The organism is Shewanella sp. KT0246 (assembly GCF_019654955.1).
In the GTDB taxonomy this organism is placed as follows: Bacteria; Pseudomonadota; Gammaproteobacteria; order Enterobacterales; family Shewanellaceae; genus Shewanella; species Shewanella goraebulensis.
The window spans coordinates 1-18,439 of record NZ_BPEV01000057.1; the positions used below are offsets into that span (position 1 = coordinate 1).

Sequence of the window (18,439 nt, forward strand, 5' to 3'; positions counted from 1 at the left end):
GAGTTTGTAACGCTTTGCTAAGCGGATAAAAATGGTTGGTTAAAATTAGCGACGCAGGAGCAAAACCAACTGATTTGTCCTTGTTTAATTTCTTGATATATTTTCATTACGCAGGACATTTAGCCAGTTGCATCTTGTTATCGATATAATCCTTATAAGAATTAAAACCACCTAAACTCAATTTGGCATCTGGGTTATTACTCATAAAAAGCTTATTCATGTCTAAACTTTTGATAAACATCTCACATCCTTTTTGAACATTTTCATTAGTTAGGTAAGTGAAACCCATATGTAGATATGTATTTGTTAAATTATCATATTCTTTTTTCTGTTCATAAATCACTCTAGATTTATCGAAATACTCAATAGACATTTTGTATCGATCTTCAAATGAGAACTGACCGTTATTAAAGCCTGTTTCTTTATATCGTTCACTATACTGATCAACGGCATATGACCTCAAGAAAATCCCATAAGTTACATAAGCTTCAGCAAGACCTGATTTATTATCATCTTTTTCATAAATATCAATTACTTCTAAAATTAGTTTTTGAGCTGGCAATGCTCTTTGTTTTGTATCAAAAAGCCAATAAGCATCAGAGAGTTTTTGTTTGGGGTCGCTTGTATAAGGAACTAATGCAGCAGCACAGCCTGTAAGTGAAATTAATGTAAGTATTATTATGATATGACGCAACGCCACTCCTCCTTGAAAATATAACGCCTGCAAAAGCGTCTAAGTAATAGCTTGCTAAAATGTGAAGCGAAGCGGAACACAGCAAACTGTTACGTGTCCGTTTTTAATGCGCTTGTTAGGCATACATACGCTGGATAATTATTGTAAGTGAAAAACTGAACACAATTAAAAATAAATTAAATAACATACGGATTAACCAAGAATGTCTTCGATATGAAATATTATATAATTTTGAAATGAATACAATAATTCCCATTAAAATAAACCATGGAGTAAAGAAAAAAGTTACCTGCCACTTGATTATTGTTACAGCAATATCATGAAGTGCGCCACTTACTGCGAAAGTTAATAATATTGAAAACCAAATAGGGAATACCGTATTTAAAGGTCTCATGACATAACGGGATAAATAAAAGCCCCAAATAGGATTCCAGTATTGCCAGAATACATAAAAAGATTCGGCCCCAAATGATCGCTTAAGCATTGCTTGTAAAGAGCCATTCGCCCCTAACGGCAAACCATTTCTCTTTTTAACATATTTTGCCAATGATATGGATTTATGCATGCTGACCTTTGTATGCCTAACAGCTTATTAGTGGGAATTTCGATACCCCCTTGGGCATCTTACCCAATCCTAATCACTTTCAGCTTCATTTATTAATATTTTTTAATAACTTATCAGTAAGATTTCTGTGAGGCAATGTCCATTTGGGCGGCGAAAACGTGAATGTAGATAATCGAGAATTTTTTGGGGTCGTTATGTAAACTTTCTAAAATGTAAAATGCATATATTTCAATTATATAAATTTATTCGTTTAGTTAAACCGAGAATTTTTGCTTTTACATAACGAGAGCAATTGCAGATTTTAAATTACTAGCAATGCGAAGGCTAACAAGTTTCGGGCTGAAACTCATTAGAACTACAAACGAAGTTCAAAGCTGGATTGTCCCCCGTTGGAAATCTTTCGCTTTCCAGAAAATTTCTCCGGGGCTGCTGGGGAGATGCAAGAGGGGTGAGCAGTTTGCCCTTCTTGCTCTGGTGTGGGCGAATCGCCAAGACGTAGAGTATTCAAAACAGTAAACAAGGAATGGGGCATAAATAATTTAGCCACCCTAACCCGTTCCTAGGCATCAATAAGTAAAAAAAGCACCAAGCGAATACTTGATGCTTTTTAAATCTCAATCGTGATTGATAACAATAACAAGGAAAGTTAAGGCTTACTTATCACGCCAAATCATCACTTGTGCTTCTTCCCCACTCTTACGCGTTGCGCGGTACATCCCTTCTGTATTAAAAGGGGTCGCAATATTGCCACGATGATCGATTGCTATCACGCCACCTGTACCGCCAGCGGTAATCAATCTTTGATTAATCACCTCATCCGCAGCCTGGATGATAGATTTACTTTGGTATTTCACCTTCGCGCAAATATCACCTGCGACTTGGTAGCGAATAAAGTACTCACCGTGCCCTGTGGCTGATACCGCACAAACGCCATTTTCTGCGTATGTACCTGCGCCGATAACGGGAGCATCGCCAATACGACCATAGCGTTTATTCGTCATTCCGCCGGTTGAGGTACCTGCACTAATATTACCTTGTTTATCTAATGCGACAGCGCCAACGGTACCAACTTTATATTCTGTGTCTAACTGTTGGTGCGCAGCTTGGTAATCTGCACTGGTTTTCGCTTCAGCCATTTTTGCTTTTGCACGCTGTAAACCTTGATAACGCTTTTGGGTATTAAAGGTTTCATTAGCCACCAATTGAACCCCCTGAGTTAAAGCAAACTCTTCAGCCCCTTCTCCATAAAGCATGACATGGACAGACTCATCCATCACCAAGCGCGCTAAATCAATCGGATTTTTAATGTGTTTAACGCCAGCAACAGCACCTGCATTCATGGTATTACCATCCATAATAGATGCATCCATTTCATGCTGTTCATTATGAGTGTATACCGCACCTTTACCCGCATTAAAGTACGGAGAATCTTCTAGTACATTAATAGCTGTTGTGACGGCTTTAAGGCTTGAGCCACCTTTTTCTAACACCAGATAACCTGCATCAACAGCTTCTTTTAGTTTTGCGCGATAGGCTTGTTCTTGCTCTGGAGTGAAACTGGATTTTTTAATGGTTCCGGCGCCAGCATGAATGGCGATAGCAAAAGGTTTGTCACTATTAGCAAAAGATAAACCTGAAAAAAGTGTCAGTGAAACAGCAAAAGCGAGCGATATTGTTTTCATTTTAAGCAAGTCCTTGATCGGTTTGTATCTTTGTAACCATTTCGGGCGGTAATTTCAATCATAACCTTGCCTGTTAGCACTATTCTGGCGACAATAGGTTATAAGTAATTAGCCGTTGATAAGCATTCATTCATTGTTATCCAAATCGTTTAAATATTGCCTTGTAGTGTGCGTTGCCCTCGTTTCGTTGGCATCGAATTTCGCTTGGGCAAAAGATGATTGGCTTAAAATCGAATTAACGGGTACTTCTGAACGATTAACCAAGAATATTTTAGCCCACTTAGGTGAAAGCCCAAACTCTACGGTGCAGCGCCGCGCATTCCTATTTACCGTTGAAGATAGCGTCACTGCAGCGTTAGAGTCCATGGGACATTATCATGCAAAAGTAGACATCGATGTCACTGAATCAGAAAAGGGACCATGGAAGCTTACTATCGATATCGATGAAGGCGCACCCACCATCATTCAATGGATTGATATCAAGTTCAGTGATGAAATGCTCAATGACGACAGCTTTAATCGCTGGCTAAATCAATTGACAGTTAAACCAGGCGATACGTTAAACCATGGAGTCTATTCTGACTTAAAGTCGCAATTGGTGACTCTCGCACTAGCAAGAGGTTATTTTGACGCGACTTTTGCTCGCTCTGAAATAGAAATCAATCGAGATTTCAATACTGCAAAAATTCATATCGACTTCCAATCAGGAAAACGTTACCTCATTGGTGATGTGGTATTTTCAGGCCAAACTGTCAATGACGATTTATTAGAAAAATTGATTCCTTTTGATCCAAATGCCAAGTACTCCACCAGTCGATTAAACCGCCTTAACAGAAACTTAATCGATACAGGCTATTTCAGCAGCATCAAAGTATTACCGCTAATTGACAATATCTCAGATAGCCAAGTGCCTATCAAAGTAGATTTAGCTCCACGCCCTACTCACTCCTTTGAGGTGGGTTTAGGTGCTGACATTGGCAATAATGTTGAGAATAACATTGAGCCACGTATCCGACTAACATGGCGTATGCCAGAAATTAACCGTTTCGGCCATACTCAAGAAACGACCATGGAGTGGTCACCAGATAGGCCTAAATTCTTAACTACATACACGATCCCTTTGACGCATCCATTAGACGACCAATTGAAATTTAAAGTTGGCCTTTTACGTGACAAATACGGTGTGACTCAAGACTATAATGAAGAAAACAAGAGTTATGACTACACTGGCGAGCTTGAATCTGAAAAGCGTTTGATAGGTATTATCAGGCAAATGCGCTTAGACAGTGGCTGGTTATTTGGTTACTCACTAGAGTTCAACCAAGAGTTTTATAATCAATCGGATACTGACTACGACCCGCAATATATTTTAGCAGGCTTCGGCATTGGTAAAACCACCCGTGGTGACAACACTCTTGACCCCAAGTCAGGCTTTAGGCAGGTTTATAGTGTTGAGTACGGTGATCCCAATTTAGGTTCAGAAATTCGACTGGCAAAATTAGAAGCCAAATTTAAGTGGATTGATACTTTCTTTGATCGTCATCGCTTTGTTGCCCGTCTGGATTTAGGTGCCAATATCGCCGACAGTGATCAAATTGACCAAATATCACCTTCACTGCGTTACTTTGCCGGTGGCGATCAGTCTATACGCGGTTATAGTTACCAAGAGCTAGGCCCTTATATTGAGTATGAGAACTCTGAAGGCGGCACATCACGTCAGGTTGTGGGTGGCCGTTATCTTGTTGTGGGTAGTTTAGAGTATCAATATTACCTTACTGATACTTGGCGAGTTGCAAGTTTTGTCGATGCTGGTAATGCATTTGATACCGAACAATTTGAACCCGTTGTTTCAGTCGGTGGCGGTATTCACTGGATTTCACCTATTGGACCAATCAAGCTTGATTTAGGTGTCGGCCTTAAAGAGACAGAAACAGTTGATCGCTCATGGCGAATTCATATAACCATGGGGACGGAATTGTAATGACTGAACAATCATCCCCTCAAACATCCGCACAAGACCATAAGCCTCATTCAGCTAATGGTCATATTCCAGCGGCTAAGCCGCCAAAAACTCTATTAAAACGCTGCTGGAGTACATTTAAGCTTTCAACACGAATATTCATCTATATTCCATTACTGATACTCATCGTTGTTGCAGTATTAATTGGTACCCCAATTGGCGCACAAATTAGTGTCTTCTTTGCCAATCAATTTGTCCCCAACCTTGAGCTCAAGCTGCGTTCAGGGATTATTAATAAGCATTTAGAGTTTGATTACGCCAGTTGGTCAATGAACGGCGTAGCGGTAGAAGTAGAAAACTTGTCTCTTTCATGGGTGCCAACATGTTTATTCAATAAACAAATATGTGTCGATAGTCTACTAGCGACCGATGTAAAAGTGCGTGTAGCCACCGATGAGTTTGATGACGTTCCTATTGATGAAAATGCTAGCAGTGATGATATAAATGATGATCTTATAGATGATTTAGCCCAAGTTAACGCGGAAACCGCTGAGCTAGATGTAGAAAATGAGGAACCGTCACCACTGATATTACCTGTGATAATAGGCCTTAACGAACTGGATTTAAATAACGTAAAAGTCAGTGTCAACGATATGCGTTATAACGCTGAACGTCTGCAAGGCAAAGCCTTGTGGAACAAAAGTGGCCTGCGCGTGAGTTATCTTCACAGTGATGGATTGCTCGTCGATATTCCGCTCGGGGATGGCGATGATGAGCAAACGCCTAGTACGAATATCGATAAAGATAAAAATAAAGGTGAAGATAACATAATTCCTGAAACGCCTTCTGAGATAGATGACTGGGCGATGGCTAATCTGCCCGCGGTCTATATGACCTTCCCTATTTATGTTGATGAACTGATTTCGAACGATAGTGTAATGCGATTAGGTTCACGCGAAGACAAATTTGCGCATATTGCATTAGAAGGCAGTTATGTAGAGTACTTCATTGATGTGCAACAACTGGCAGTCACACACGAGTACGGTGATGCCACACTCGTTGGTGATATTAGCTTAAACGATGACTATCCAATGACCATCGATGCACAATTCAAGCTCAATAATGTGGCTGAATTACCGAGTTTATCCAAGCAAGAAATTGCAATACAGGCCGAGAATGGCTTTGATGATTTAGCAGTAAAAGTATCGGCAACTGGTGATATGACTATCGACTTTGAAGCTATTGTCGCACTCAGCAAGCCTGAAATGAATTATCAATTAGAAGTCGCGCAAGCAGATCTGAAATGGCCTTTTGATAAACCTGAATACTTAGCCAAAGTGGACAAGTTCACCAGTAAAGGTGATATAAACAGTCAATCTGCGATTTTTAGCGCGCAACTACAGAGTCCGTTTCATCCAAAACTTGATGCCGACGCCAATGTTAGTTTTGAGCAAGACAAGCTAACCGTTTCGCACATTGATATAAAATCCGAAGCTGGTGACATTAAGGGTAATGGAGTACTGGATTTCACTGATGGTGTGAGTTGGCAAGCAGAGCTACTAACTGAAACATTACAATTAGAAAAGATCAGTTATTTGTATGAACTTACTGAACTCGACAGTAACGTAAGCGGTCAGTTGTCAACTAAAGGTAGTGTTGGCGATGAGACTTGGAACATACAAATCGCCGATGCAGATCTTAAAGGCACGTTAAATGAGTTTCCATTAACAGTCAGTGGCAATATAGAATTCAATGAACAACTTGCCGTCAATGCTGATAATTTACATGCAACCGCACTAGGCGCGGAGCTCATAGTAAATGGACAAGCCAGTAAATTTTGGGATGTTGATGCTGAACTTACCGTACCCGATCTTAGTCAATGGTTGCCAAGTTCAACGGGAGGTATTTATGCAAAAATCGATGTGACGGGTAATGAGCAACAACCCATTGTAGACATTACCGCTAAGGTCAGTGATTTTGAATATGCCGATATGGAAGTTGAGCTCCTTAACCTAACAGCAAATTATCTACCACTGAATAATCATCAGTTTAAACTTGATGTCACTAACGACAAGTTTAACTGGCAAAATATTGATTTATCAGAAATTTCCATCAATGCTTCAGGTAATTTAAATCAACAACACCTTGAGCTTAATACCGCTGGCGAATTTGCCATTCATACCATTGTTGACAATAAATTTGACGAACAAACTCAAATCTTTGATGCCCAAATTAACGCATTATCAGTCACTAATTTCTTAGGAACTTGGACTACAGACCGAGTTGTAGACATCATTTGGGATCAGAAAAAGACTCAAGGAAGCGTCAAGCCATTTTGTATTACCCACCCCAACAATCAAGTGTGTATCGAAACAGCTGCAAGCTTCGGTCAATCAGGTGATATCAATCTTATAGCACATGGGATACCAGGACTTTTATTAAAGCCAATGTTACCCACTCGACTATCTTGGGCTGGCGATACTGATGTTATAGCGTCAGCTAGCTGGTCAGAAACTGAAAACCTTCGAGCCAATGCTGAAGTTAACATGGCCGAAGGAGAGATTGAGTTAAAACGAACCAGTAATGATTTTATTAAACTCAATTACGATGTCGTCAAATTGAACATCTTATTAGATGAAGAAAAGCTAGACACTAATCTTATTGTTAAAGCAGAACAAATTGCCAATATACACAGTCAAATTAGTGTCAGTAGCGACCCAAGTCGCAATTTATCCGGCAATATCAGCATAGACACCTTAAACCTTAATCATTTCCAAGGCTTTTTTCCAAAACTTGAAACTCTTAAAGGTGACTTTACTGCAAATTTGGATCTAGTAGGCAACCTTAATAACCCAATGGCTCAAGGCAGTATTTCATTATCACAAGCTGCAATTGCCACAACCAGTAATCCTACCTTAGTAGATAACATTAATCTCACTATGGCGCTAAAAGGTCAAAAAGGGTTAATAGATGGCAACTTATCTATGGGTGAAGGGTTAGCGCAAATCAATGGCACGTTATCATGGCCACAAGGTGACTTCAGTGGTGATATTGACATCAAAGGTGACAAACTCGCGTTAATCCAGCCACCGATTGCAATTTTACATGCTTCTCCTGATATCAATCTTACCTTCAATAAAGATCAATTGGCGGTCAAGGGAAATGTCGACATACCCGCTGGTGAAATAACCATTGTTCAACTTGCTGAAGGTGGCGTTGCCGTCTCATCTGATGTGGTATTTAATGACTCTATCTCTGAACAAGAACAACGTGTGAGCCCTTATGCCATCGTGTCAGATTTGAACATTAATGTTGGCCCTGAAGTCACCGTTGACGGGATGGGACTTAGCGGCAAACTCAACGGAACACTTCTGCTACAACAACAAGCATTTAAACCGCCATTATTGTTCGGTGATATAAGAGTGAGTCGCGGCACCTACAAGTTCATGGGGCAAACACTAACGATTAGTACAGGTGAAGTTCAGTTTTCAGGGCCAACCGAAATCCCTAATTTAAATATCGAAGCCGTAAGAGAGATTAAAGAAGAAGATATTACCGCAGGTGTAAGAGTTACTGGTACCGCTATGCGCCCTATTGTGACCTTATTTTCAACCCCTGCAAAAGAGCAAGCAGAAATATTGTCATACATCGTCACTGGGGCTGGTTTTAGCAATGGCAGTAATGAACAAAACAGTGCATTAATGATGGGCGCAGCCCTAACCTTAGGGTCGCAATTTGGTGGCGGAGCCATGAATAACATTGGCTCGACAGCAACGGGGTTAATCGAAAAATTTGGCTTTTCTAACGTGCAGCTCGATGCCAACGATGAAGGCCGTGTCGCGATTAGTGGTTACATTGGTGAAGACTTAATGGTCAAATACGGTATTGGGGTATTTAACCCAGGCTATGAAATGACGGTTCGCTACTACATTTTATCGCAGCTGTATCTAGAAACTGTATCAGGAACGTTAAACCAATCATTAGATATCTATTACAGTTTCAATGTAGATTAGCTTTTAAACGATAATTGTCCTGATTATGCTTATCTCTAACACTATGACTACAGATGCTTATTAACTTAAGCTTCTGAGCAGGTTTTAGCTAACTGTCTATGGAATATATACCGTATTTCAGACATAAAAAAAGCGCCTAATGGCGCTTTTTTCATTCAAATTAACGATTAAGCAAATTTGAAGTCAATATGTTCAACTAAAGTTTTGAACGCGTGGCGTTGCATAGCTTGAACACGTACTTTAACTTCTTTACCATCGATAACTAGAGTTAAATCTGTGTTGTAGAAATCGTCATTCAATTGAATGTTTACGATATCTTTTTGAGCCATTTTGATTGAGATAGGCTCTTTACCTGGACCGTAGATTACAGCAGGAACTAAATTCGCATGACGTAGGCGGCGGCTCGAACCTTTCCCGATTTCAGTACGGATTTCAGCTTGAATAGTGTAAGACATGTGTTTCTCACTTAATAAAAAAATAAATTGATGTTGTTATTTTCGACCAATAACAACTCGTGCTTGTTTATTAATAATAAAATTCTATAAAAAGCGTATTAAAACAATTCAATCGAACTCGTTTAAACAAAGCGCGCGGATTTTAACACAGCTTATGCACCTCAACAAGCAATTAGCAGCTATTTCATACCAATAACTCAGTTAGTATCTCACCAACTTATCGATAGCTCTGCATAATTAACCCCATAGCTTAACAGTGCTGAAGATAATACATACTGTGCACGGTTTTTAGCATCATGAAGATTAATGACAAAAATGAAACTTTACCAACTTCTTACAGGGCCACAATCCACATGAATAAAACCAGAACGGGGATAATAGCCAACACCACCAAGCTGTAATGAACGCGCAGCATCACGCAAGGTTTTAAGCTCGACGCCAGGAATAGCGAGATCCATCGCCATACCTTTCATATGATAACTTTTCTTGGCAACACCGTTACTTTTCGCAGCCAACATATTATTGGTATGTGGCGAGCGGTAACCAGAAATCACGTGTACTTCGTCGTTGTTACCAATCGCTTGTTGTAAATTATACACAAACTCATATAAGCGTTTATCCATAGGGGCTGCTTGATTCTGGCGGTGATCTCGTAGCACTTCACTGAATAACGATAATGTATCTTGATTGTACTCACCTTCTGCCCAGAACTGTCCTTGTTCGCGCTCGCCAGTGTGACGATTATAAAAACTCAACTCTCTAACACCTTGGGTTGAACGACTTGCTTGAACGGGGGTTGAAAACACTGAAGCGACAGCAACACCACTTAAACCTAACAATACTTGCCTACGGGCAGGACAAACTAAAGACATTAACTCACCACTTTCTAATTATAAAATCTGTGTGTTTTTTACACAACCGAAAGGGAAGTTAAACGGAAAGGAAGGCAATAGCAAGGGTTCAAGCCGATAAAGTCAGCTTAAATTTTGTACATCTTGGTAAGTTTTAATCAGGTCAATCACTTATCGAGCAACGCCCTGTAACGAGGTAGATGAATTATTCGCCACAATTGTTTGCCCCATGTTGTTCAAATGATAAATATCGTTACGGTATTGAGCTAAATTAGTAGCATCGACCCACGCATTCCAATAAACAAAATGAATCGGTACGGTTTGTGAAAGTGAGAACCATTGAGTGTTGCCACCTTCTGTTTGCATTCGCTGCCAAGTTCGCTTGTCAATCACAACATTAGTTGCAAACCATTCTGCTAATTCTTGGACTTTTTCAATACGCACACAACCCGATGAAAGCGCTCTATCATCCTCAGCAAATAAACCTTTATCAGGGGTATCATGTAAATAGATGTTTAAGTCGTTTTTAAAGTGAAACTTATAACGCCCTAACGCATTAATCTCGCCAGGTCGCTGAACTAAACGATAAGGAAACGGCCCAGCGTTGACAATATCTTGCCACTCTTGTGGGGTTTTACTGACTTTAGTGCCGCTAACATCATATACATCAAACTGCCTATCACTGATATAACTGCCGTTTTCGGCCACTTTTGGCAATATGTCACGACGCATCAGTTTTTTGGGTACAGTCCAAGTTGGATTAATCACAATATTAGATATTTGGCCTTTCATCACTGGGGTTCGTCGATAAGAACGCCCAACAATCACTCTAGAGGTCAGTGCCACTTGATTATCACTGACTAATACCATTTCAAATGCAGGAATATTCACTAATAAATATTGCTCACCTAAATCTGCTTTATAGCTAGTCTTTTGTACAAAGTTATCTGCCAGTAATTCAGCACGCTCTTTTGGAGTTTGATTAAGCCAATATAAGGTTTTAGGACCAATAACAGCATCAGCCTTTAAACCATGACGAGCTTGAAAGCGCGCAACAGCATCAGCAATAGTGTCATCAAAAACGAACTGAGTTTCAGAACGAGAAGACAAATCACCCAGTAGCCATAAACGTTGCGAAATAGCACTAACGGTTTTATGGCTATCACCGGGGCGTAATAGCCCACCAGGTTGAATACTTGCCCAGTCATGGCGTTCGTTAAGCCACATGAGCCTTCTGATGTGGTTTAACACACTTAAATAATCTTCCACATTGGGTTCAAGAGCAAAGGTTTTGCGTTTTGAAGAGGCGCTAACATCTAAACTATCATATGGCAGTGCAACTTGGCGTTGATGCCAAAATTCGGCAATATCAACTTGGATAGTATCAATATACTCGAGCTTTTCAGCTTCACTTGCCCCTTGTAAAATGGATAAAAAATCCTGCCACTTAACAGACGGATCCACCAACGAAATCAGTAAGACATGTTGAGCCAATGTCTTGTAGGTCGCATGGTTTTGTGAAGCTGCTTTAATCGGCAAGCTCAATAGAATTGACAATAAGAAAGTAAAAGCAAAACCAGTACGCACATAAACACGCAAACAACACAATGCTCTCATCCATTCCCTCCTACTTCGAATTCATTTACTCAGTATGGCAAAAAAATATCAACCTTGTGTTACAGAAAGTGATATCAGCTAACAAGTTACTACGAAAGGCGGATGAATTTAGACCAACCAAACCAACAAGCCATTAGTAAGCGATTAATTGGCCTTAAGAAACTAGGAATGCTGTGGCAGAACTGCTATAAACGTTGCCCGCAAAAAAATTTAACTATTTATCGCAGTAATTTTATGAATAAGAAGCAACTCGTACAAACTATGGCATCTGACATTGGCATAACACAATCTCAAGCCAAGCCTCAATTAGAACAGATCCTCATTCAGCTTCATAAAGCCTTAACCGAAGGCGAGAAAGTGTATTTACCCCAATTTGGCACCTTCGAGCTTCGTTACCATTTAGCAAAAAATGGTCGTAATCCTCATACAGGTGAAAGCATCGAAATCCCAGGATTCAATCAACCGAGCTTTAAACCTGCCCCAGCATTTAAAAAGCACATCAATGTTTAAGTTATTATTCGCTCAATAAAGTAAAAGCTAAAACGACAAAGCCTCTGCTAGAATAATTCGAGCAGAGGCTTTTTATTAGGGATGATTAAGGGTTTTAATTAGGCCGGATAAGGCCTGTCTAAATTGTTTTTGGACAGAAATGAGTTAGAAATAAAGCCTTAGTTCATGAGCATCTGATATAAAATAGTTAAGTTTACTCTGACCCGCTGATTCAGCTGTCTACAGGGTTAACTTAGGCTTAATAAAATCAATAAAAGCAGAAATCCGCTTGGCTACAGAAGAAGTCTTATAATACACTGCGTTGACTTGCTCTCTTCTTGGATGGCTAATTTTTTCGCTCTCCAACAGCGGGATTAAACGCCCTTCGGCAATATCTTTATTCACCATAAACCCTGATAGGCATGCTATGCCATTTCCTGCCAACACTATTTGTCGAATGGTTTCGCCATTACTTGATGACATTAAAGCGTCTAACTGGCTAAAACCTTTTAAAGGCCAGTCATTCAAAATCTTGGGAGCGACAAATCCAATGAGATTATGCTGAGCGAGATCGCTGGTTTTGTTGGGGAGCCCGCGTTTTGATATATATTCAGGTGAAGCCACAATATACAAGGGGCTTCGACCCAGCGACCGAGCATGTAGGGTCGAATCGCTCAAAGTACCAATACGGATTGCTAAATCGGTTTTCTTTTCTAGCAAATCCACAATGCCTTCATTGGAGGTTATTTCTAGCTCAATATCGGGATAGGCCTGATTAAATGACTGCAGCAATGGCACCAGTTGGTGAAACACAAACGGACTAGCCGCGTCGACACGTAAACGGCCTTTGGGTAATTCCCCACGGGAAATAATATCTTCTTCCGCCTGCTGTAATTGCATTAACCCCACCCGCACTGAGTCAATGAACTGGCGTCCTTCATCGGTTAATTCAATACGTCTGGTGGTTCGGTTTAAAATAGTGACCCCAAGTTGGCTCTCCACTTTACTGACCGCTCTGGATACTCGTGCGACTTGTATATCTAGGCTCTCTGCTGCCGCTGAAAAACCTCCTGTATCGACTACAGCTAGTAAAATGGCTAAATCATCAGATTTTGTTCGCATGCTATTTCCCTCAATTTTACCCACTCACCATTAGGTTTGTTGCATTTATAACAAATATCATTTGTAAAAACCTCTGTTTTTCACAAAACATCTTTAATGCAAAATGCCCCCCATCAATTATCTACGCGACGGCATAGCGACCAATACATCGGCTATTGCTGGTCATTTTCAAACAACAGAGAGTAAATATTATGCCTTTAGCACTTCTCGCATTGACGCTAAGCGCCTTTGCTATTGGAACAACGGAGTTTGTGATCGTGGGGCTACTCCCGACCATGGCCTCAGACTTAAATGTATCACTACCTTCAGCAGGCTTGCTGGTTAGCCTTTATGCACTTGGTGTTGCCATTGGTGCCCCGGTTTTAACGGCTTTAACAGGAAAGTGGAATCGTAAGCACGTATTGATTACCGTAATGTCACTGTTTGTTATCGGTAACTTAATAGCATGGCAAGCACCTGGATATAACACCTTAATTGTCGCTCGTATTTTGACAGGTTTAGCCCATGGCGTATTTTTCTCAATTGGTTCAACCATTGCTACAGGCCTAGTGCCCAAAGAAAAAGCTGCAAGCGCCATTGCGATTATGTTCACAGGTTTAACCGTGGCGTTAGTCACAGGCGTGCCGCTTGGGACTGTCATTGGTCAAACCTTCGGCTGGGAATCAACCTTCTTAATTGTTGCGCTATTAGGTTTAATCGCATTAATTGGTAGCGCTTTATTAGTACCAAATAACTTAAAACAACCTGCTGCAGCTAAGCTTTCATCGCAGCTTAAGGTATTAACTCAACCTCGATTATTACTGGTTTATGCGATTACCGCGCTGGGTTATGGCGGCACTTTTACAGCATTCACTTTCCTTGCTCCGATTTTGCAGCAAGAATCAGGCTTTAGTGCTAATGCAATTAGTTTAATTATGTTGGTTTATGGTATATCCGTTGCTATTGGTAATATTTGGGGCGGTAAAATGGCCGATAAAATGGGCCCAATAAAAGCACTTACCATTATTTTTACTGGTCTTGCTGCTGTGCTTATCATGTTCAATTTTACCGCCGTTAACCCTATCGCCGCGGTAGCCACGATTTTAGTTTGGGGAGCATTTGCATTCGGTAATGTTCCTGGTTTACAAGTATATGTAGTGAAACTTGCTGAAAAATATACACCAGATGCAGTGGATGTTGCTTCCGGTTTAAACATAGCAGCCTTTAACGTTGGTATTGCACTTGGTTCATGGGGCGGAGGGATGATTGTCGCTGAAGCTGGCTTAATGCATACACCTTGGGTCGGTGCGGTAGTGGTACTGATAGCGCTTGCTTTGACCCGCTTTAGTGGTCGCCTTGATAAGCGTGCAGAAAGTTAGTGATATAAAAAGAGTATTAATGAAATAAACATGATTCTTACTTTTAGAACTGGTCAATGCAGCCGCATTGGCCAGCTTTCGCAACTGATATTGATTGGTATTAGATAAGATTGAAACTGATAAGAGGCATTCAATGAAAACCGTTTTTATTACTGGAACAAATCGTGGCTTAGGACTAGAGCTTGCAAAGCAATATGCACAGCGTCACTATAAGGTCATTGCCTGTTGTCGCGATATTGATTCAGCGCATGAGTTAACTCTGTTAGCACAAGAGTATTCAAGCATTCACCCTTATGCTTTAGATGTTAGTAATGAAACAGATATTCTCGCTTTAACTGAGGTATTTAAAGATCAACCTATTGATGTGCTTATTCATAACGCAGGGGTGAGTGGTGAAGGATGTGACAACTTAGGCAATATGGATCTGCAAGGATGGGTCGAGGTATTAAAGGTTAATACCATCGCACCCATGTTAATCACGCAGGTCTTGCTCAATAATATTCTAGCCGGCCAAGATAAAACCATAATCGGGATGACCTCAATACTGGCTAGCATTGATGATAACCGCTCTGGAGGCCGATACAGCTATCGAGCATCAAAAGCAGCACTTAATCAAATTATTAATTGACCTGTGAGTTATCGGGATCTGGTGTAAAAACCATGGCTATTCATCCAGGCTGGGTGCAAACCGATATGGGCGGCAAAGACGGCAAGTTGTCAGCAGAAGAAAGTATCAAGGGAATGCTTAATGTTATTGATAATTTAAAAGCCAAACACTCAGGTTCATTTTTTTGTTTACGATGGTACTCAACTGCCATGGTAAAGTCGATATTCGCGTCATTTACACGCTCTGAGGCTACAAAATGTTATTTAATTTTATGACTCTAACTCTCTTCATTATTGCTTTGCTCGGGTGGTATTTGCAAAAGAGTCTTGTGATATTTCCCAAATTGAATGGGCGTTGGTAAACGATGAATACCTATGATTTGGTATTGTCTACATTAAAGCTTCCAATACCAAGTTGTGATTTTTGGGAGAGTTTTCCGTATTAAGCCTGATGAAGGGATAACATTATAGGGATTCTAAGTATTTCATTATAAGTCACTATAATAAGCGAAAATAAGTCTAAGCACATAAAAGAACCTATGGAAAACTTGCAGACTAGATCTAATGCAATTAAATACCTTAACGCGAAATGGGGCATAAACGTGTTATGTGGTTAAACTACATTATCTCGTTGCTTAATATGTTCTTGAGTTTCTTCAGGTATTAAATCGTCATAAAGAGAGTCCAACTCTTTAGGTTTTGTAATTAACTCTTCAGCTATAAAGTTTAGAATATTAAAGAGCTTTAAAGCTACACCGCTGTAATCATCCAAATTTATCTGCCCTGGATGTACCGCGTTGTTACCAATTACACGCAGTAAATCGAGAGCTTTTTGTATTTTAGGGCTCAACCCCTCGGTAACTAATTCTCCAATATCTTTATTGATATTTTTTCCGTTTTTCCCGACTTGCTTTAATAGTTTTTGTAAGGCCAACCTTAATAAGGCTGTTGAGCCTTTCGGCGAATCTTGAAGAATTGACGCCGCTTCTAGATATAATTCTTTAATATCTTCATCAAGATCAGCATTAGGCTCGGCAACAGAATTTGGCTTAGGGTATTTCATCTCTTCATTTACCCAAAGAGATGACTCCGAACAAGAAGAACAAGTTGCTACAGAAAAACCTTTAGGTACGTAATTCATAAAGTTTCTTCTAAAATCATGGTCACTAGATTTTAGAAAACTTGCAACTTCTCTTTGGTAGTATTCATCCACATTTTTTCGGTAATCTAAGAAAATGTGGTTATATATTTCAGCTACGACACCTGATGCGTTACCTGCATTAAACCATCTTTGAGTTGCTAATACCCCGCAATGAGGGCATTGAAATTTACTACTTCCTTGCTCAGGTAACATTTAATACTCCAAAGTTCGATAGAACCACATAACGCCTCGTTATTTACAATTAATCATGTAGACCATAATTTCGTTCTGAATCGTTTCTGCGATTTTCAGAATAGACACTGTCCTTTTTTATAGTTCCCTGCTTACCATCTGTGCCAATCCAGTTGAAAACCACCTGCCAATCAGAACTATTTCCAGTATTAGATTTATAAAGTGATACTGACTTAGATACATTAATACCGCCAATTTCTAACGAATGAAATCCACCTTTAAATCCGAATTGTTCAACAAATATATCGTTTAGTAATTTATAACTGAACTCAGATTCATTGATTTCATCAAAATTTGTTAATTTAACTCGATACATTTCTTTGGCTTCTTTTCCCTGTAATTTACGCGCTATTTGTTCCCTTAGAATATCATCGGCACTGTCGCAATATTCGACCAATGCATCAGGGACGATATACTCATCAAGCTTTCCTTTTATTTCAAATAAGCCTTGAAGGTATGCTTTCCGAATTAAATTAGCACCACAAGGTGTTACCAAAGTTGCAGATGGTTCGTCTCCAAAAAATATATGCTCAAAATCATTTGAAGCTAAAATAAGGGAATCTGACACTTTAATTTCATAATCATCGCTTTCTACGCCAGCAAAAGTGTCATTCACTATTTTTTCAAAAAGAGCACTTTTCCACTCATTCAATAATGCTCTTGCCTTTCTGGGTTTTATATTTGGCAACAATTTAATACAGGTATCTAGTTTTAATAAATTTGTTCCATCAAACTCTCTAAAATCCATTGAAGCCTCCGATTAGAAAAGGTACATAACAGCTTATTCAATAGCAGCACGATAACGTTCCAGGCTGCTCAATTCATGTAGAAAGCTACCATCGCTAAGTCATTGTTGTAAATCGAATATTTTTCAAATCACTTTAGCGATGATTAAAATACAGCCGGAGGAAGAATGCGTCTTTGTTTACGAGGTCTGTACAACACTTTTTAACATTTTGAAGTGCATTGATATATATGCGTTTTCTCGATTGTTACAAAATTATCGATGCGTAGAAAGCTCATTTTTTCGCATCCTTTGCCCCCTAAATTAACTTAATTTGGAGTAATTCAGTTATACCTGTATAGGTAACCAGTCTTTTTAGCGGCAAGTAAAGCCGTTAAAAAGATTAAAAAATAAGTTTATATTGATTCGTTCTAAATAGCCTCGTTGCTACCGCTAACTTGTAACGGGGGCATAAATGATTTAGACCCCTGACATGTTTCTGGACAGAAACGTTCTCAGTGTTAATGGTTAAAGCTCTATTATTTGACCTTTTATTTTTTGACTTAACAATGCAGCTACAAAATAACTATCTGCCATAAAAACAGTTAAAACAATTAAAGCAACTAAAACAATAGCAATACATTTTTATTGATGTGAAACAATTTGTAAGCGATTGATTTTTAGTAAATTGAACTAATAGCTTCAGGAGTTATTTTAAGCTAAGAGCTAAAGACTTAATTGATAAAGAGGGTCGTGTATGTTTTGTAAGCAATGTAAAGTTGTAATAACCAGAAATGCTAAGTTTTGCCATAATTGTGGGTTGTTAGTAATTCCAGATGGTAATACTCGATACGTTAGCTCCCCATTAGATGAAGCATTTTTAAGTAAAAACAATAAAAGTAATGTTAAT

At 39.5% G+C, this 18,439-nt stretch carries 16 protein-coding genes; 6 read left to right on the forward strand and 10 right to left on the reverse strand.

Going from position 1 to position 18,439, the window contains the following annotated elements; genetic code table 11:
* Nucleotides 1-106: 106 nt before the first annotated feature.
* The 3 genes from K5Q58_RS19300 to K5Q58_RS19310 all read right to left on the reverse strand — a co-directional run bounded on the left by K5Q58_RS19300 (nucleotide 107) and on the right by K5Q58_RS19310 (nucleotide 2,941).
* On the reverse strand, nucleotides 107-694 hold the full coding sequence (locus K5Q58_RS19300) for a hypothetical protein (RefSeq protein WP_220755484.1): 588 nt from the start codon (nucleotides 692-694) through the stop codon (nucleotides 107-109).
* Between the two features lie 115 nt (nucleotides 695-809).
* Nucleotides 810-1,259 (reverse strand): acyltransferase, encoded by a 450-nt coding sequence (locus K5Q58_RS19305; RefSeq protein ID WP_220755485.1) that lies wholly within the window; start codon nucleotides 1,257-1,259, stop codon nucleotides 810-812.
* Nucleotides 1,260-1,912: 653 nt separating this feature from the next.
* A complete protein-coding gene (locus K5Q58_RS19310) occupies nucleotides 1,913-2,941 on the reverse strand; it encodes an isoaspartyl peptidase/L-asparaginase family protein (protein WP_220755486.1) in 1,029 nt (342 codons plus the stop codon).
* A 187-nt stretch (nucleotides 2,942-3,128) separates the two neighbouring features.
* Here K5Q58_RS19310 and K5Q58_RS19315 point away from each other — a divergent pair, with 187 nt between their 5' ends.
* Entirely contained in the window at nucleotides 3,129-4,922 is a 1,794-nt protein-coding gene (locus K5Q58_RS19315) for an autotransporter assembly complex family protein (protein ID WP_259651401.1), read from the forward strand.
* Entirely contained in the window at nucleotides 4,922-8,914 is a 3,993-nt protein-coding gene (locus K5Q58_RS19320) for a translocation/assembly module TamB domain-containing protein (RefSeq protein WP_220755488.1), read from the forward strand. The genes K5Q58_RS19315 and K5Q58_RS19320 overlap by 1 nt, the downstream gene beginning before the upstream one ends.
* Nucleotides 8,915-9,081: 167 nt before the next feature.
* Here the strand turns inward: K5Q58_RS19320 and rplY are convergent, their stop codons facing one another.
* The 3 genes from rplY to K5Q58_RS19335 form a co-directional block, all read right to left on the reverse strand.
* Entirely contained in the window at nucleotides 9,082-9,369 is a 288-nt protein-coding gene (gene rplY, locus K5Q58_RS19325) for a 50S ribosomal protein L25 (protein WP_102527108.1), read from the reverse strand.
* Between the two features lie 323 nt (nucleotides 9,370-9,692).
* Nucleotides 9,693-10,241: a DUF882 domain-containing protein gene (locus tag K5Q58_RS19330; protein ID WP_220755489.1), complete on the reverse strand. Its 549-nt coding sequence runs from the start codon at nucleotides 10,239-10,241 to the stop codon at nucleotides 9,693-9,695.
* Between the two features lie 150 nt (nucleotides 10,242-10,391).
* A complete protein-coding gene (locus tag K5Q58_RS19335; RefSeq protein WP_220755490.1) occupies nucleotides 10,392-11,837 on the reverse strand; it encodes a murein L,D-transpeptidase in 1,446 nt (481 codons plus the stop codon).
* Nucleotides 11,838-12,071: 234 nt separating this feature from the next.
* On the opposite strand from K5Q58_RS19335, the gene K5Q58_RS19340 reads away from it, so the two are divergent.
* Nucleotides 12,072-12,347, forward strand: coding sequence for an HU family DNA-binding protein (locus K5Q58_RS19340; protein WP_220755498.1), 276 nt, complete (start codon nucleotides 12,072-12,074; stop codon nucleotides 12,345-12,347).
* A 219-nt stretch (nucleotides 12,348-12,566) separates the two neighbouring features.
* Here the strand turns inward: K5Q58_RS19340 and K5Q58_RS19345 are convergent, their stop codons facing one another.
* Nucleotides 12,567-13,448, reverse strand: a complete 882-nt coding sequence (locus K5Q58_RS19345) for a LysR family transcriptional regulator (RefSeq protein ID WP_220755491.1) — start codon at nucleotides 13,446-13,448, stop codon at nucleotides 12,567-12,569.
* Between the two features lie 191 nt (nucleotides 13,449-13,639).
* On the opposite strand from K5Q58_RS19345, the gene K5Q58_RS19350 reads away from it, so the two are divergent.
* The 3 genes from K5Q58_RS19350 to K5Q58_RS19360 all read left to right on the forward strand — a co-directional run bounded on the left by K5Q58_RS19350 (nucleotide 13,640) and on the right by K5Q58_RS19360 (nucleotide 15,688).
* Nucleotides 13,640-14,806 (forward strand): MFS transporter, encoded by a 1,167-nt coding sequence (locus tag K5Q58_RS19350; protein ID WP_220755492.1) that lies wholly within the window; start codon nucleotides 13,640-13,642, stop codon nucleotides 14,804-14,806.
* A 133-nt stretch (nucleotides 14,807-14,939) separates the two neighbouring features.
* Nucleotides 14,940-15,434: an SDR family NAD(P)-dependent oxidoreductase gene (locus K5Q58_RS19355; RefSeq protein WP_220755493.1), complete on the forward strand. Its 495-nt coding sequence runs from the start codon at nucleotides 14,940-14,942 to the stop codon at nucleotides 15,432-15,434.
* 32 nt (nucleotides 15,435-15,466) lie between these two features.
* The gene (locus K5Q58_RS19360; protein WP_220755494.1) at nucleotides 15,467-15,688 is read left to right on the forward strand and encodes a hypothetical protein; all 222 of its coding nucleotides are present in this window, start codon (nucleotides 15,467-15,469) and stop codon (nucleotides 15,686-15,688) included.
* Nucleotides 15,689-16,025: 337 nt separating this feature from the next.
* Here the strand turns inward: K5Q58_RS19360 and K5Q58_RS19365 are convergent, their stop codons facing one another.
* The 3 genes from K5Q58_RS19365 to K5Q58_RS19375 form a co-directional block, all read right to left on the reverse strand.
* Entirely contained in the window at nucleotides 16,026-16,766 is a 741-nt protein-coding gene (locus K5Q58_RS19365; protein WP_220755495.1) for a DUF4145 domain-containing protein, read from the reverse strand.
* Between the two features lie 49 nt (nucleotides 16,767-16,815).
* Nucleotides 16,816-17,553: a hypothetical protein gene (locus tag K5Q58_RS19370; RefSeq protein WP_220755496.1), complete on the reverse strand. Its 738-nt coding sequence runs from the start codon at nucleotides 17,551-17,553 to the stop codon at nucleotides 16,816-16,818.
* A gap of 702 nt (nucleotides 17,554-18,255) precedes the next feature.
* On the reverse strand, nucleotides 18,256-18,439 hold a 184-nt coding region (locus K5Q58_RS19375; RefSeq protein WP_220755497.1), incomplete at its 5' end, for a hypothetical protein.